The sequence below is a fragment of the Pseudomonas orientalis genome (assembly GCF_001439815.1).
Lineage (GTDB): Bacteria > Pseudomonadota > Gammaproteobacteria > Pseudomonadales > Pseudomonadaceae > Aquipseudomonas > Aquipseudomonas orientalis.
Genome location: NZ_JYLM01000002.1, coordinates 349,308 through 364,200, shown reverse-complemented (window position 1 = coordinate 364,200; position 14,893 = coordinate 349,308). Strand labels below are relative to the sequence as shown.

Annotated in this window: 13 protein-coding genes; 10 read left to right on the top strand and 3 right to left on the bottom strand. The window is 63.2% G+C overall.

The annotated features are described in order from the left end of the window. Positions 1-258: 258 nt before the first annotated feature. Positions 259-1,497 carry an acyl-CoA dehydrogenase family protein gene (locus TU82_RS05930; RefSeq protein WP_057722196.1) on the top strand — a complete coding sequence of 413 codons (1,239 nt, stop codon included), beginning with the start codon at positions 259-261 and terminating at the stop codon, positions 1,495-1,497. 462 nt (positions 1,498-1,959) lie between these two features. Here TU82_RS05930 and TU82_RS05925 read toward each other — a convergent pair whose 3' ends face one another. Then, complete coding sequence (locus TU82_RS05925; RefSeq protein ID WP_057722195.1) at positions 1,960-2,745, bottom strand: sulfite exporter TauE/SafE family protein; 786 nt, start codon at positions 2,743-2,745, stop codon at positions 1,960-1,962. A gap of 191 nt (positions 2,746-2,936) precedes the next feature. Here TU82_RS05925 and TU82_RS05920 point away from each other — a divergent pair, with 191 nt between their 5' ends. The 3 genes from TU82_RS05920 to TU82_RS05910 all read left to right on the top strand — a co-directional run bounded on the left by TU82_RS05920 (position 2,937) and on the right by TU82_RS05910 (position 4,745). Continuing rightward, on the top strand, positions 2,937-3,458 hold the full coding sequence (locus tag TU82_RS05920; RefSeq protein WP_057722194.1) for a DUF3455 domain-containing protein: 522 nt from the start codon (positions 2,937-2,939) through the stop codon (positions 3,456-3,458). An 85-nt stretch (positions 3,459-3,543) separates the two neighbouring features. Beyond that, on the top strand, positions 3,544-4,074 hold the full coding sequence (locus TU82_RS05915; protein WP_057722193.1) for a sigma-70 family RNA polymerase sigma factor: 531 nt from the start codon (positions 3,544-3,546) through the stop codon (positions 4,072-4,074). Beyond that, on the top strand, positions 4,071-4,745 hold the full coding sequence (locus TU82_RS05910; protein ID WP_057722192.1) for an anti-sigma factor: 675 nt from the start codon (positions 4,071-4,073) through the stop codon (positions 4,743-4,745). The genes TU82_RS05915 and TU82_RS05910 overlap by 4 nt, the downstream gene beginning before the upstream one ends. Here TU82_RS05910 and TU82_RS05905 read toward each other — a convergent pair whose 3' ends face one another. Together TU82_RS05905 and TU82_RS05900 are read right to left on the bottom strand one after the other, a co-directional pair. Continuing rightward, positions 4,746-6,047 (bottom strand): ATP-binding protein, encoded by a 1,302-nt coding sequence (locus TU82_RS05905; RefSeq protein WP_057722191.1) that lies wholly within the window; start codon positions 6,045-6,047, stop codon positions 4,746-4,748. It abuts the gene before it with no gap. A 3-nt stretch (positions 6,048-6,050) separates the two neighbouring features. Continuing rightward, positions 6,051-6,752 carry a response regulator gene (locus TU82_RS05900; RefSeq protein ID WP_057722190.1) on the bottom strand — a complete coding sequence of 234 codons (702 nt, stop codon included), beginning with the start codon at positions 6,750-6,752 and terminating at the stop codon, positions 6,051-6,053. Between the two features lie 289 nt (positions 6,753-7,041). On the opposite strand from TU82_RS05900, the gene TU82_RS05895 reads away from it, so the two are divergent. The 6 genes from TU82_RS05895 (at position 7,042) to TU82_RS05870 (ending at position 14,836) form a co-directional block, all read left to right on the top strand. Further along, positions 7,042-8,184 (top strand): efflux RND transporter periplasmic adaptor subunit, encoded by a 1,143-nt coding sequence (locus tag TU82_RS05895; protein WP_057722189.1) that lies wholly within the window; start codon positions 7,042-7,044, stop codon positions 8,182-8,184. Between the two features lie 6 nt (positions 8,185-8,190). Next, complete coding sequence (locus TU82_RS05890; RefSeq protein WP_057722188.1) at positions 8,191-11,289, top strand: efflux RND transporter permease subunit; 3,099 nt, start codon at positions 8,191-8,193, stop codon at positions 11,287-11,289. Between the two features lie 185 nt (positions 11,290-11,474). Further along, positions 11,475-12,116 (top strand): DUF1345 domain-containing protein, encoded by a 642-nt coding sequence (locus tag TU82_RS05885; RefSeq protein ID WP_057722187.1) that lies wholly within the window; start codon positions 11,475-11,477, stop codon positions 12,114-12,116. 72 nt (positions 12,117-12,188) lie between these two features. Continuing rightward, positions 12,189-13,028 carry an AraC family transcriptional regulator gene (locus tag TU82_RS05880; protein WP_057722186.1) on the top strand — a complete coding sequence of 280 codons (840 nt, stop codon included), beginning with the start codon at positions 12,189-12,191 and terminating at the stop codon, positions 13,026-13,028. A 51-nt stretch (positions 13,029-13,079) separates the two neighbouring features. Then, the gene (locus TU82_RS05875; protein ID WP_057722185.1) at positions 13,080-13,667 is read left to right on the top strand and encodes a LysE family translocator; all 588 of its coding nucleotides are present in this window, start codon (positions 13,080-13,082) and stop codon (positions 13,665-13,667) included. Positions 13,668-13,774: 107 nt separating this feature from the next. Beyond that, positions 13,775-14,836 carry a LacI family DNA-binding transcriptional regulator gene (locus TU82_RS05870; protein ID WP_156421640.1) on the top strand — a complete coding sequence of 354 codons (1,062 nt, stop codon included), beginning with the start codon at positions 13,775-13,777 and terminating at the stop codon, positions 14,834-14,836. Positions 14,837-14,893: the final 57 nt, after the last annotated feature.

The window sequence follows — 14,893 nt, the reverse complement described above, 5'->3', positions numbered from 1 at the left end:
ACCTCGCACAAAGGAATGTAGGAGGACTTGAGCAGCAAGCGTGCCAGCCACGGGCAGAAGCCCTGGCCTTGTGGGTTATGGAGCAATAGCCGGGGTCATGCAGGGTGTTGCGACTGTCTTGGATGGCTGCGTTTTGTGCAAACACTGTTGCTGGAGCAACAGTGGCTGGCGGCCCGGCGCCGTAAACACGGGCCGTTGTGCCCGGCACGGACTGTGCAGGCACCCTGGGACTTGATCACCGCCCAGGAGCCGCACCCCATGACCGAGCAACACGTCATCAACCCGCTGTCCATCGGCGTCGACTACCCCGCCCTGGCCGCGCGTTTCCGACCGATCTTCCAGCGCATCGCCGACGGCGCGGTGCAGCGCGAACTCAGCCGCACCCTGCCCCATGAACCGATCCGCTGGTTGAAGGAAGCCGGTTTCGGCGCGGTGCGGGTGCCGGTGGAATATGGCGGTGGCGGTGCGTCGCTGCCGCAACTGTTTGAATTGCTGATCGAACTGGCTGAAGCCGACTCCAACGTGCCCCAGGCTCTGCGCGGGCATTTTGCGTTTGCCGAAGACCGCCTGAACGCGCCGCCGAGTGCCGGCCGTGACCTGTGGTTCAAGCGCTTTGTCGATGGCGACCTCGTCGGCTGCGCCTGGACTGAAATCGGCAACGTGGCCATCGGTGATGTGATCACCCAGGTCAGCCCCGACGGTGACAACTGGACACTCAACGGTGAAAAGTTCTACAGCACCGGCAGCATTTTCTCCGACTGGATCGATGTATACGCCCAGCGCAGCGACACCGGCGGCGACGTCATCGCCGCCACCCGCACGCGCCAGCCCGGGGTGGTGCAAAACGATGACTGGGACGGCTTTGGCCAACGCACCACCGGCAGCGGCACCACGCGCTTTACCGATGCCGTGGTCGAGGGGCAAAACGTGATCGACTTTGCCACCCGCTTCAAATACCAGACTGCGTTCTATCAACTGGTGCTGCTCGCCACCCTGGCCGGCATCGGCCACGCGGCGCTCAATGACGTGGCCCATCAGGTACGCACGCGCAAACGCATCTACAGCCACGGCAATGCCGCGCATGTCAGCCAGGACGCGCAGGTGCAACAAGTAGTAGGCGAAGTCGCCGCGCTCGTGTACGCAGCCCGTGCCAGCACATTGAATGCCGCGCTGCCGGCGCAACGGGCTTATCTGGCACGCTTCGGTGGCGATGAGGTGGCCGAACGCGAAGCCAACGTGGCCGCTGAAATCGAATCGGCGACGGCCCAGGTGGTGGTGTCGGAACTGATCCAGCGGGCCACCAGCCAACTGTTCAACGCCCTGGGCGCCTCGGATGTGCGTCAAGGCAAGGCCCTGGACCGGCACTGGCGCAATGCGCGGACGGTGTCATCGCACAACCCGCTGATCTACAAGGCGCGCATCGTCGGCGACTGGGTGATCAACGGCACCGAGCCGCCGTTTGTCTGGCAGATCGGCAACGGCCCGGCGAAAGCCTAATGCCTGTAGGAGCGAGCTTGCTCGCGAAAAACTCACAGGCACCGCGTTCATCCAGAAAGCACGCGTTATCGTTGACATTTTTCGCGAGCAAGCTCGCTCCTACACAACGCAGCAGCGCCCCCCTAACCACGATGCGAAGCGAGCCGCTCTTGATCTTGATCTTGATCTGCTTTTGATCTCAGGCGCCCCGTTAAACCACGCTGGCCGAACGCAGGCTTGAATCCGTGGGTAACCCGGCAGGACGCCGGGTTAGCCGCACCGGGCCAGGGATGGCCCATTGCGGCGGCCCACGGATTCAAGCCGGAGTGGGCACACCGAGCCTAAGCGAGGTGCCGAGTGGTGGGGCGAGGACCTTTTGGTTACTTTTGGGTCCCTCCAAAAGTGACCCGCTGTAAGAGCGGAACCGCCAGAAGCCGTGACCGCAGAGGGGCAAGCCCCCTCCCACACTGGACCGCGTCCATCCTAAAACGCCAGTTTGTAGCCCACCGCCATCAACATCACCGCCAGACACGGACGCAGCACACCGTCCGGAATCCTGCCCGTCATATGACTGCCCAGATAAATACCCGGCAGCGAGCCCATCAGCAGAAAACCCAGCAGGTGCCAATCCATATTGCCCATGCTCGCATGCCCCAACCCCGCCACCAGAGTCAGCGGCACGGCATGGGCGATCTCGGTACCGACCAGGCGGCGCGTGGCGAGAAACGGATACAGGATAAACAGCGCCACGGTCCCCAGCGCGCCGGCGCCGATGGACGTCAGCGCCACCATGGTGCCGAGCACCGCGCCCGTCACCACGGTCAACGCATTCAGATTGCGCGGGCGCATGTGATAGTCGTCACCGGCATGGCGCTGGGCGAACGCCAGCAGGCTTTTCTTGAACAGGATTGCCAGGGCCGTCAACAGCAGCACCACGCCCAGTGCCTGCTTGATCACCGCATTCATTGCGCTGGGGTCGGTGTGCAGGCTGGCGAGGAACCACAAGGTCAGCAACACCGCAGGCACGCTGCCCAGGGTGAGCCAACCGGTAATGGTCCAGTCGATGTTCCTGTTCTTGCTGTGCACCAGCACCCCACCGGACTTGGTGATGGCGGCATACAACAGGTCAGTGCCCACGGCGGTGGCCGGATTGATCCCGAACCACAACAGGATCGGCGTCATCAACGAGCCCCCACCAACGCCGGTCATACCCACGATAAAACCTACGATCAGGCCGGCAACCACGAAACCCACATTACCCACATCCATTACAACTACCTGCGGCCTTATAAATTTCTGGCCGCAGGATAGCGATTTTTCTTATAACTACTTATATCAATATGATCTGACTTTATGCATTTTTTAAATCTCGATTTTTTTTGCACGACCCTGCATCCAATCGGTGTGACTCCTGCGTAGTAGTTGATGTAACCCCGCTGTTCTACCCAAGGAGAAACACCATGCACGTTAAAGCGCTGCTTTGCTTGACCGGTTTGCTCATCACCACACAGTCCGCCTTTGCAAAGACCGGTGTGCCCGACGGCATCAGGGTGCCGGACGGCCACAAGGTAACGATGGAAACCACAGGTGTCGGCGAAATCACCTATGAATGCCGCGACAAAGCCAACGCCGCTGGCCAGACCGAATGGACCTTCGTCGGCCCCAAAGCAGTGCTCAACGACCGTAGCGGCAAGGCCGTGGGCAGTTACTTCGGCCCGCCCGCCACCTGGCAGGCCCAGGACGGCTCAAAGATCACCGGCACGCAATTGGCCGTGGCACCGTCGAGTCCGGGCAACCTGCCCTATCAGTTGGTCAAGGCCAATCCGGCCGAGGGCAAGGGTGCGATGAGCGGCGTGACTTATGTACAGCGGGTTGCGCTCAAGGGCGGGGTCGCACCCGGCACACCATGCACCGTCTCGAACAAGGGCCAGCAGGAAAAGGTCAAGTATCAGGCCGATTACATCTTCTGGGCAGCCAACTGAGCAAACTCGGCTACGCTGGCCATGCAGGAGCGAGCGTTCGCTCCTGCACAGGACGGTCGTTCACTCAGTAGCAGGAAGTGTTGGTTTGGCTGAAATCACCTTTGATTACGAAATGTGCCTGTTGGCCTGCGCCCGTGGCGATCACCGCGCCCTGCATCAGCTCTATGAGCATGACAGCAGCCGCTTGCTCGGCGTGGCGCTGCGGATCACTCGGAACAAGGCACAGGCTGAAGACATCGTGCATGACGCTTTCATCAAAATCTGGCACGGCGCGCGCAGTTTTGATCCCGGTCGAGGCTCTGCACGCGGTTGGGTATTCAGCGTGACTCGGCATCTGGCCCTGGATGGCGTGCGCAATGCCGGGCGCGTGGTGCCGCTGGATGATCAGTACGAGCCACTGGCTGAACCGGCCGATAGCTTTGAATTCGCCGCGCGCGCCGGGCAGATCCACACCTGCCTGGAGCAACTCGACCCGGCCCGCCGCAGTTGCCTCCTGCATGCCTATGTGGACGGCTATTCCCACAACGAAATCGCGCAGAAGCTAAGCACGCCGTTGGGCACCGTCAAAGCCTGGATCAAACGCAGCCTTGCCGCTTTGCGGGAGTGCATGGCATGAACGACACACTAGATGAACTGGCCGGTGAATACGTGCTGGGCACCCTGCCCGCCGAACAGCGCAGCGAAGTCCGGCAACGTCTAAAGCACGATGCAGCACTGCGCGCAGCAGTGGACGCCTGGGAGCAACGCCTGTTGCCCCTGACGGCGCTGGCGCAACCGGTGCGCCCTTCGACGCAGTTATGGCGGCGTATCGAACGCCGTCTCGCAGCACCGCACAAAGGCGTGGCGTGGTGGGATTGGCTGTCGCTCTGGCGCGGCCTGGCCGCCGCGGGGCTGATGGCAACCGTGGTCCTGAGCGCGCTGCTGCTGATACGCCCGCCCATGGCCGAACCCAGCTTTTTGGTGGTGCTGATGGCGCCGCAAAGCCAGGCCCCTGGTTGGGTGATCCAGGCCAGCGATAATCAGCGGATCCAGTTGATTCCGCTGGGTGTGATGCAGGTGCCGGCCGACAAGGCCCTGCAATTCTGGACCAAGGCCGATGGCTGGCAGGGACCGGTGTCCCTGGGGCTGGTCAGGCCGGGGCAGACATTGTCGGTGCCCCTGGACAAGCTCCCGCCGCTGGCGCCGAATCAGCTGTTCGAACTGACGCTGGAAGACCCGAGCGGCTCTCCCACCGGCAAACCGACCGGGCCGATCCAGGCCATCGGCCGCGCGGTCAAGGTGCTGTGATCAATCGGCGGTAGGCAACCACACGCGAAACCGCGCGCCGCCCAGCGGTGACGCTTCGGCGGTCAAGGTGCCGCCCTGGGCTTCCAGGGCGCGCCGGCTGATCGCCAGGCCCAGGCCGAAACCACCGGTGGCGCGGTCGCGGCTGCGGTCCAGGCGATAGAACGGCTCGAAGATGCGTTCGCGCTGGTCCGGCGGGATGCCGATGCCGTCATCATCCACGCGAATTTCACAGCCTTTGGGGCAGACCTTGACGCCGACCTGGATGCGCTTGTCGCAGTATCGCGTGGCGTTGCGCAACAGGTTCTGCAGGGCGCGGGCGGTCAGGCGCGGATCAAGGCTGAAGCGCTCCAGCGCGCAGTCGAGCGCCACATCGATAACGATATCGGGGTTTTCCAGTTCATCGTCGACACTGCCCAATACGCTGTCGATGAATTCATCCAGCACCACCTCCACGCGCTCGGGCAACTGCGCCGGGTTTTGCAGGCGGCTGTAGGAGAGCAATTCCAGCACCAGCTCATCCAGTTCACGAATATGCGCCACCAGGCTGTGCAGACGTTCGCGGCTGGCTGCGGGCAAATCTTCCGACAGCGCCAGGGCCAGGCCGAAATCCAGGCGGGTCAGGGGTGTGCGCAGTTCGTGGGACACCGCGTTGAGCAGGTCGCGCTGCTGGTTCAACAGGTGCTCGATATCATTGGCCATGGTGTCGAATACCGCCGCCAGGCTGCCGATGCTGGAACTCGGCGCAATCTGCGTGCGTTCGCCCAGGTTGCCCTTGCCCAACTGCGCGGCGGTGCTTTTCAGGCGCTCCAGGTCGCGCCAGTGGGGGCGCAACCATACCAGCAGGCAGGCCAGCAGCGCAGCGCCGACCAGCACGTTCATCGACCAGTACAGCAGGTTCATGTCCAGCGGGTCCGGCGGGATGATCAGCTTGACCGCGAACTGCTCGTTGATCGGCGAACTGACTTCTTCCATCCAGCCCCACTCGCCCAGGCGGATCACCGGTTTGCCCTGCTCGAGCAATTGCTCCTCGGCCGGTGTGTAGCGCGCATCCTGGCGCAGCAGCAATTGCACCTTCAACGGCGCGAAGTCGCGGCTCAGTTGCTCGGTGACCTGGGACCAGCGTTCCACCGGCGCGCGCAGGTATTGCTTGACAATGAGTCTTTGCTGGCCACGGGACTGTTCGACGTTGTAGGCCATATAGCGGTGTTCGAACAGCTGGATCACCAGCTTGGGGATCAGGTAAATCGCCGCGCTGTAGGTGACGATGGTAATCAGGTAGAGGCGCAGCAGCACACGGAACATGGCTCAGCATTCCCACTCGGAACGGCTGAACAGGTAGCCCTTGCCCCACACCGTCTTGATCTTGCGCGCTTCACCGGCGTGGTCGTCGAACTTGCGGCGCAGCTTGGAGATGGCCACGTCCACCGAACGGTCGGTGCCGTTGAACTCGATGCCGCGCAGACGCTGCAGGATCTGGTCGCGACTGAGCACTTCACCGGCATGGCGCGCCAGCACCACCAGCAGGTTGTACTCGCCGCTGGACAACTCCACCGCCTGCTCGCGCCAGGTCACGGTGCGCTCGGACAGGTCGATGCACAGGTTGCCCATGATGATAAGGTCGCTGGCCACCTGCGGCTCCGACAGGCTGCTGCGGCGCAGCAAGGTGCGCACACGGGCGAGCAGCACGCGGGGCTCACAGGGTTTGGTCACATAATCGTCGGCGCCCATTTCCAGGCCCAGGACCTGATCGTGGCTGTCGTCACGGGCCGTGAGCATCAGGATCGGCAGGCCCGCCGAGTCCGCACGCAGCAGGCGGCACACCTGCAGGCCGTCGAGGCCGGGCAGCATCAGGTCGAGGATCACCAGGTCCGGCGGGTTCAGCCGCGCCCGTTCACGGACCAGGTCGCCACGGCTGAGCACGCTGACGTGGTAGCCATTGCGCTCCAGGTAGCTGGCAATCAACTCGGAGAGTGCGGCGTCGTCTTCCACCAGGAGGATGTTGGGCATGAAGGTGTTTCCAGAAAATACAGTGAGGTGTCGTACACAAATCCCATGTGGGAGGGGGCTTGCCCCCGATAGCGGTGTGTCAGCTAATCAAAAGTCGACTGGCACCCTGTCATCGGGGGCAAGCCCCCTCCCACATTTGATCTTCGTTGCAAGCAAGGTTGTGCAAGGATATACGGCCCCGAGGCCAAGCGCCCCGACCCTTACATTTCTTCACACACGAGCTACACAGCTTCACAGCACCACGGCGCAGGTGACTTTAGGATGCGCCAGTCAATATTGGGATAAGAGCATGTCGAAGAATCTGTTTGCGCCGTTTTGCCTGTTGGCCCTCGCACTGGCGCTCGGCGCGTGTGACAAGTCCACAGCCGAGGCGCCCCAAATGCCCCTGGCCAAAGTGCGCATCGAGACGCTGCAGGCCAAGCCCCTGTCCATCACCAGCGAATTGAGCGGGCGCATCGCCGCGCCGCGCATTGCCGAGGTGCGCGCCCGGGTGGCCGGGGTGGTGATGCAACGCGTGTTCAAAGAAGGTCGTGACGTCAAACAGGGCGACGTGCTGTTTCGCATCGACCCGGCGCCCTTCAAGGCTGACCTCGACAGTGCCCAGGCCAACCTGAGCAAGGCCGAGGCCAATGCATTCCAGGCGCGCCTGCAGGAGCAACGCTACAGTCAGTTGGTAGAAGGCAACGCCATCAGCGGCCAGGAATACGACAACGCCCGCGCCGCTTTGCGCCAGACCAACGCCGAAGTCGCCGCCAACAAGGCCGCCGTCGAGCGCGCCAGGTTAAACCTGGGCTACGCCACCGTGACCGCACCGATTTCCGGGCGCATCGGCCGCGCCCTGGTGACCGAAGGTGCGCTGGTCGGCCAGAACGAAGCCACCCCGCTGGCGATCATCCAGCAACTGGACCCGATCCACGCCGACCTGACCCAGTCGACCCGCGAGCTCAATGACCTGCGCCGTGCCTTCCGAGCCGGCAGTTTGAAACAGGTCGGCCAGGACCAGGCCAAGGCCACCCTGATCCAGGACGACGGCAGCCTGTACCCGCTGCCGGGCAAGTTGCTGTTCGCCGAGATCAGCGTCGACCCGGGCACCGGGCAGATCATCCTGCGCAGCGAGTTTCCCAACCCGGACCTCGACCTGCTGCCCGGCAGCTTTGTGCGGGTACGCCTGGAACAGGCGGTCGACAGGCAAGGCCTGAGCGTGCCGCAACGCGCCATCACCCGCGACAGCGCCGGCATCCCCATGGTGCTGGTGCTGGAAGGCGAGCAGACCGTACGCCAGCAGCCGGTTGAGCTGGGCGCGGTGATCGAGGATCGCTGGATCGTCAGCAGCGGCCTCAAGCCCGGTGACCGCATTATCGTCGAGGGCCTGCAACATGCACGCCCCGGTGAAAAAGTAGAAGTGGACGACAGCCCGCTCGTAAAGGAATAACCCGCCATGCCGCAGTTCTTTATCGACCGCCCGATTTTCGCCTGGGTGGTGGCCTTGTTCATTTTGCTGGCCGGCTTCCTGGCGATCCCGCAATTGCCGGTGGCCCAATACCCCAACGTCGCGCCGCCCAAGGTGGAAATCTACGCGGTGTACCCTGGCGCTTCGGCCCAGACCCTGGATGAAAGCGTGGTCAGCCTGATCGAGCAGGAGCTCAACGGCGCCGATCACCTGCTGTATTTCGAGTCCCAGAGCAGCCTGGGTTCGGCGACCATTACCGCCACCTTCCAACCGGGCACCAACCCGGAAATGGCCCAGGTGGATGTGCAAAACCGTCTCAAGGCGGTGGAGCCGCGCCTGCCGCAAGCGGTGACGCAACAAGGCTTGCAGGTGGAGAAAGTCTCGGCCGGCTTCCTGCTGCTGGTGACGCTGACGTCCAATGACGGCAAGCTTGATGACGTGGCGCTCAGCGATTACCTGGCGCGCAACGTGATGAACGAACTCAAGCGCCTGGACGGGGTGGGCAAGGCCCAGCTGTATGGCGCCGAGCGCGCCATGCGCATCTGGATCGACCCGCAGAAGCTGATCGGCTTCAACCTCACGCCGGCCGACGTGAATGCCGCGATCAGCGCGCAGAACGCCCAGGTCTCGGCGGGCAGCATCGGTGACCTGCCGGGGACCAACACCCAGGAAATCACCGCGGCCATTCTGGTCAAGGGCCAATTGTCGACACCGGCGGAGTTCGCCGACATCGTGCTCAAGGCCAACCCTGACGGCTCCACCGTGCGCATCGGCGATGTGGCGCGGGTGGAAGTCGGCAGCCAGGAATACCAATTCTCCACGCGCCTGAACGGCAAACCGTCCACCGCCGTCAGCGTGCAACTGTCACCCGGTGCCAACGCGCTGAACACCGCGACCCTGGTGCGGGCGAAGATGGACGAGCTGTCGCGCTATTTCCCGGCCAATGTGGAATACAAGATCCCCTATGACACCTCGCCGTTCGTCAAAGTCTCGATTACCAAGGTGGTCTACACCTTGCTCGAGGCGATGGCGCTGGTGTTCGCGGTGATGTTCCTGTTCCTGCAGAACGTGCGCTACACCCTGATCCCCACGCTGGTGGTGCCGATTGCACTGATGGGCACCTTCGCCACCATGCTGTTGCTGGGCTTTTCGATCAACGTACTGACCATGTTCGGCATGGTGCTGGCGATCGGCATCCTGGTGGACGATGCGATTGTGGTGGTGGAGAACGTCGAGCGGATCATGGCCAGCGAAGGCCTGTCGCCCAAGGACGCCACGAAAAAGGCCATGGGCCAGATCACCGGCGCCATCGTCGGTATCACCCTGGTCCTGGTCGCGGTGTTCCTGCCGATGGCGTTCATGCCTGGCTCGGTGGGGGTGATCTACCAGCAGTTCTCGCTGTCGATGGCCACCTCGATTCTGTTCTCGGCGTTTCTGGCCCTGACGTTGACCCCGGCGCTGTGCGCCACCTTGCTCAAGCCGATTGCCGAGGGCGAACACCACGCCAAGGGTGGCTTCTTCGGCTGGTTCAATAAACGCTTCGAGCAACTGACCGACCGCTATGAAGGCTGGGTGGCCTATGCCCTCAAGCGCAGCGGCCGCTACCTGCTGATCTACCTGGTGCTGCTGGTGGGCCTGGGGCTGTTGTTCAGTCGCCTGCCCTCCTCGTTCCTGCCGGTGGAAGACCAGGGCTACACCATCACCGATATCCAGTTGCCACCGGGCGCGAGCAAGAACCGCACGGTGCAGGTGGCCGAGCGGATCGAGGCGCACAACGCCACGGAGCCGGGAGTGGGCGATACCACCATGATCATGGGCTTCAGTTTCTCCGGCTCCGGGCAGAACGCGGCGCTGGCGTTTACCACGCTCAAGGACTGGTCCGAGCGTGGCGGCGATGATTCGGCGTCATCGATTGCCGACCGCGCCAACGTGGCCTTCAGCGAACTCAAGGACGCGATTGCCTATGCGGTCCTGCCACCTCCGGTAGACGGCCTCGGCACTTCCAGCGGCTTCGAGTTCCGCCTGCAGGACCGTGGCGGCGTCGGCCACGCGGGGTTGATGGCCGCACGTACCGAGTTGCTGGCAGCTGCCGCGAAAAGCCCGATCCTGGCCAACGTGCGCGAAAGCGCCCTGGCCGAAGCCCCGCAGGTACAGCTGGAAGTGGACCGCAAGCAGGCCAATGCGCTGGGCGTGGCGTTTGCCGACGTCGGCAACGTATTGTCGTCGGCCATCGGCTCGGCCTACATCAACGACTTCCCCAACCAGGGCCGCATGCAGCGCGTGGTGGTGCAGGCCGAAGGCGACCAGCGCAGCCAGGTGGCGGACTTGATGAAGATCAACGTGCGCAACAACGCCGGGAAAATGGTGCCGCTGTCGGCGTTTGTCGAAGCCAAATGGACCCAGGGCCCGACGCAACTGACGCGCTACAACGGCTACCCCGCCATCGCCATCAGCGGCGAAGCGGCGCCAGGACACAGCACCGGCGAGGCGATGGGCGAAATCGAGCGTCTGGTGAGTCAGTTGCCCGCAGGGCTAGGCCAGGAATGGACCGGGTTGTCCTTGCAGGAGCGCCTGTCCGGTTCCCAGGCGCCGATCCTGCTGGGCCTGTCGCTGCTGATCGTGTTCCTGTGTCTGGCCGCCTTGTACGAGAGCTGGTCGATCCCGACCTCGGTATTGCTGGTGGTGCCGCTGGGCGTGCTCGGGGCGGTGCTGGCGGTGAGCTTGCGCGGTATGCCCAACGATGTGTTCTTCAAGGTCGGCCTGATCACCATCATCGGCCTGTCGGCGAAGAACGCGATCCTGATCATCGAATTCGCCAAGGACCTGTATGAACAGGGTGAGGACTTGGTCGACGCCACCTTGAAGGCCGCGCGCCTGCGCCTGCGCCCGATCATCATGACCTCGCTGGCGTTCATCCTCGGCGTGGTGCCGCTGGCGATTGCCACCGGGGCCAGTTCGGCGAGCCAGCAGGCGATCGGTACCGGCGTGATTGGCGGGATGATCACGGCGACACTGGCGGTGGTGTTTGTGCCGGTGTTCTTTGTGGTGGTGATGAAGCTGGTGCGCAAGCGCCACAAGACCGCTTAGTCCAGCCAGGCGCGGTAAAAATGTGGGAGGGGGCTTGCCCCGATTGCGGTGTATCAGTTGCAAACACTCTGACTGATCCACCGTCATCGGGGGCAAGCCCCCTCCCACAGGGGTTATCGATCAAGTTCATGATCAGGTACCACCGAATAGGCTATGGTGCTCACAACTACCCAGTGTGAACCGCCATGCCCTTCCTCGCCCGCACCCACCCTCGCCTTTCATCCGCCGCTGTGCTGGGCCTTGCCGTGGGCATCCTGGTGCCGGCCGAGACGTGGGTCAGCAAGATCCTGATCGGCTGGAACGCCGGCGTCTGGACTTATCTGGTGCTGATGCTGTGGCTGACCAGTCGCGCCAGGGCCGAGGACGTCAAGCGCATCGCCGAAATCGAAGACGAAAACGCCGGCCTGGTGCTGTTCATGGTGTGCATCGCCGCCATCGCCAGCCTGGCAACCATCACCTTCGAACTGGCCGGCAGCAAAGACCTGGCAACCACCGAGCGCCTGTTGCATTACGGCTTCACCGGCTTGACGGTGATCGGTTCGTGGCTGCTGATCGGGGTGATCTTCAGCGTGCACTACGCCAGGCTCTATTACACCTGGAACGGCAAGGAACCGGCCCTGCGCTTTGCCGAAGGCTTGCTCACGCCCAACTACTGGGATTTCCTGTATTTCTCCTTCACCATCGGCGTGGCGGTGCAGACCTCGGATGTGGGCGTCGCCACCCGTGGCCTGCGCAAGGTGGTGCTGGGGCAATCGTTGATCGGCTTTCTGTTCAACACGGCGATTCTGGGGTTCTCGATCAATATCGCCGCCGGTCTGTTTGGCTGAGCTGCACAAACCTTCTAGACGCCAGGCTGCCCTCGGGCGCTAATGACAGTACTTACTCATCCTCGGTGTTGTATGGCCGCGCACAATTGGATCGACCTGTCCCAGGACGCCGACACCGGCATCGAGACCCTGCGCGCGCATTTCGAGGGCCACGCCTACGATCCGCACTGGCACGACAGCTACCTGATCGGTGTCACCGAGCAAGGCGTGCAGCAATTCAACTGCCGGCGCACGCGCCACAACAGCGTGCCCGGCCAGGTGTTCCTGGTGGAACCCGGCGAGTTGCACGACGGCGATGCGCCCACCCCGGACGGCTTCACCTATCACATGCTCTACCTCGACCCGCACTGGTTGGCGCGTGAAGTGAGCGCGGTGTTCGAAGAGGCGCCGCTGGACAGCCAGTTGAGTTTCGCCAGCACCTTGACCAGCGATCCGCGCCTGGCCCTGGCCACCAGCCAGGCCTTCCAGACCCTGCACAGCGGCGAGCTGCGCATTGTGCGGCAACGCGCCATGGACCAATTGCTGGAGCGCCTCACCGGCCAACTCTACTGGCGCACCCGCTACCGCGAAGACCCGCGCTTGCCGCAAGTGGCGCACAAGGCCCGGGAATATTTGCATGCCCACTTGCACGCCGATGTCGGCATGGGCGAGTTGGCCCTGGCCTGCGGTGTTGACCGCTTCCGCCTCAGTCGCGCCTTCAAGAGCGCGTTCGGCCTGCCGCCTCACGCCTACCTGGTGCAACTGCGCCTGGCTCGCGCCCGGCATTTGCTGGCCAGGGGCGAGCAACCGGCGGATGTGGCGATTGCCCTGGGTTTTGCCGACCAGAGCCACCTGGGCCGCGGGTTTGTACGCGCCTACGGCCTCACGCCCGCCGCGTACCGCAAGCGTTGCTCAAATCTTCCAGACAGGTAGCGTGCAGGCTGGTGAAGATGGACTCCACCGATTGTTTTTGGAGTTCCTGTCATGTTGGCGTTTATCGTGTTCGCCTTTGTTGCCTCTATCACCCCCGGCCCCACCAATATCCTGGTGCTGAGCAATAGCGCACGCTATGGCTTCAGAGCCGCGCTGCCGATCATCTTCGGCGCTTGCGCCGGGGCTGCGGGCCTTGTGTTGCTGGTGGGGAGCGGATTCGGCCAGTCCCTGGTCCATTTGCCCAAGGTACAGACCGCCATGCAATGGATCGGCGTCGCCTGGCTGACTTACCTGGCCTGGCAAATCTTCAGCGCGCCCGCCCAAGCCATCGAAGTGGGCACCGTCGAAAAGCCCCTTGGCCTGATCGGCGCCGCCGCGCTGCAATTGATCAATCCCAAAACCTGGATGATGGCCCTGGCAGTCGTGAGCGTATTTGCCGGCAACGGTGAGGGGCGCCAGAGCCAGGTAATGGCCCTGTCCCTGGTTTTTTTCCTGATCTCCCTGCCCTGCCTTGGCACGTGGGCACTGCTGGGCATCGGATCGTCACGGGTGTTTCGTTCAGCCAGGGCCATGCAGCGCTTCAACCGGGGCATGGCCTTGTTGCTGCTGGTCGCGACCTGGCTGGGTGTGATGGTGTAGACGCCGGCTATCTGACTTTGTCCTACAACAACTTGACGACTTTCCTCATTTGATGGTTTCCTGAAACCGGTTTCAGCGATTCCAATAAAAATAGAAGGTCGATCACCGTGAACAACTTTTCTGCCGCCCAGCGCAGCCGCGTGACCATGCTTGATGTCGCCGAGCGCGCCGGCGTCTCCAAAGCCAGCGTGTCGCGTTTTATCGGCGACGACCGCGCCCTGCTCTCCGACGCCATTGCCCTGCGGATCGAGCAGGCGATCGCTGAACTCGGCTACCGCCCCAACCAGATGGCCCGCGGTCTCAAACGCGGGCGCACGCGCCTGATCGGCATGCTGGTGGCCGATATCCGCAACCCCTATTCCATTGCCGTGATGCACGGCGTCGAAACCGCCTGCCGCCAGCACGGCTACAGCCTGGTGGTGTGCAATACCGACCGCGATGACGAGCAGGAGCGCCAGCACCTGGCGGCACTGCGTTCGTACAACATCGAAGGGCTGATCGTGAACACCCTCGGCCATCACCTCGACCAACTGCTGGAACTGCAACGGGAAATGCCCCTGGTGCTGGTGGATCGCAAGGTCGAGCCGCTGCACAGCGACCTGGTCGGCCTGGACAATCCAGCGGCGGTGCGCATGGCGGTGGAGCACCTGGAGCAACAGGGTTACCGCAACCTGTTGCTGGTGAGCGAAGCCACCGATGGCACCAGTTCACGCCTGGAGCGCCTGGACAGTTTCAATGCCGAAATCGCCCGGCGCCCGGGCTTGACCGGTGCCGTGGTTGAACTCGATGGCGAGCTGGAAAGCCGCCTGCAAGTCTTTCTGACCAAGCCCGGCCACAAGGCGCTGTTTTGCGCCAACGGTGTTGCAGCGCTGGCCTGTACACGGGCGCTCAAGGCATCGGGCTGCGAGCTGTTCGGCGATGTGGGCCTGATCGCCCTGGATGACCTGGACTGGTACCCACTGGTGGGCAACGGCATCACCGCCCTCGCCCAGCCCACCGAGGCGATTGGCGCTACCGCGTTCGACTGTCTGCTCAAGCGCCTGCGCGGCGACACAGCCCCCACCCGTACCCTCGATTTCCTGCCCCAACTGATCATTCGCGGCTCCACCCAACTCCCTGTGGGAGGGGGCTTGCCCCCGATTGCGGTGGGTCAGCTACAGATAAGCTGACTGACATAGCGCAATCGGGAACAAGCCCCCTCCCACATTTTGTTCTGCGCACAAAAA

Bases quoted from the DNA above. Each gene is read 5' to 3' on its own strand.
- TU82_RS05930 (WP_057722196.1), top strand. From the start codon at position 259: ATGACCGAGCAACACGTCATCAACCCGCTGTCCATCGGCGTCGACTAC.
- TU82_RS05925 (WP_057722195.1), bottom strand. From the start codon at position 2,745: ATGGATGTGGGTAATGTGGGTTTCGTGGTTGCCGGCCTGATCGTAGGT.
- TU82_RS05920 (WP_057722194.1), top strand. From the start codon at position 2,937: ATGCACGTTAAAGCGCTGCTTTGCTTGACCGGTTTGCTCATCACCACA.
- TU82_RS05910 (WP_057722192.1), top strand. From the start codon at position 4,071: ATGAACGACACACTAGATGAACTGGCCGGTGAATACGTGCTGGGCACC.
- TU82_RS05905 (WP_057722191.1), bottom strand. From the start codon at position 6,047: ATGTTCCGTGTGCTGCTGCGCCTCTACCTGATTACCATCGTCACCTAC.
- TU82_RS05900 (WP_057722190.1), bottom strand. From the start codon at position 6,752: ATGCCCAACATCCTCCTGGTGGAAGACGACGCCGCACTCTCCGAGTTG.
- TU82_RS05895 (WP_057722189.1), top strand. From the start codon at position 7,042: ATGTCGAAGAATCTGTTTGCGCCGTTTTGCCTGTTGGCCCTCGCACTG.
- TU82_RS05890 (WP_057722188.1), top strand. From the start codon at position 8,191: ATGCCGCAGTTCTTTATCGACCGCCCGATTTTCGCCTGGGTGGTGGCC.
- TU82_RS05885 (WP_057722187.1), top strand. From the start codon at position 11,475: ATGCCCTTCCTCGCCCGCACCCACCCTCGCCTTTCATCCGCCGCTGTG.
- TU82_RS05880 (WP_057722186.1), top strand. From the start codon at position 12,189: ATGGCCGCGCACAATTGGATCGACCTGTCCCAGGACGCCGACACCGGC.
- TU82_RS05875 (WP_057722185.1), top strand. From the start codon at position 13,080: ATGTTGGCGTTTATCGTGTTCGCCTTTGTTGCCTCTATCACCCCCGGC.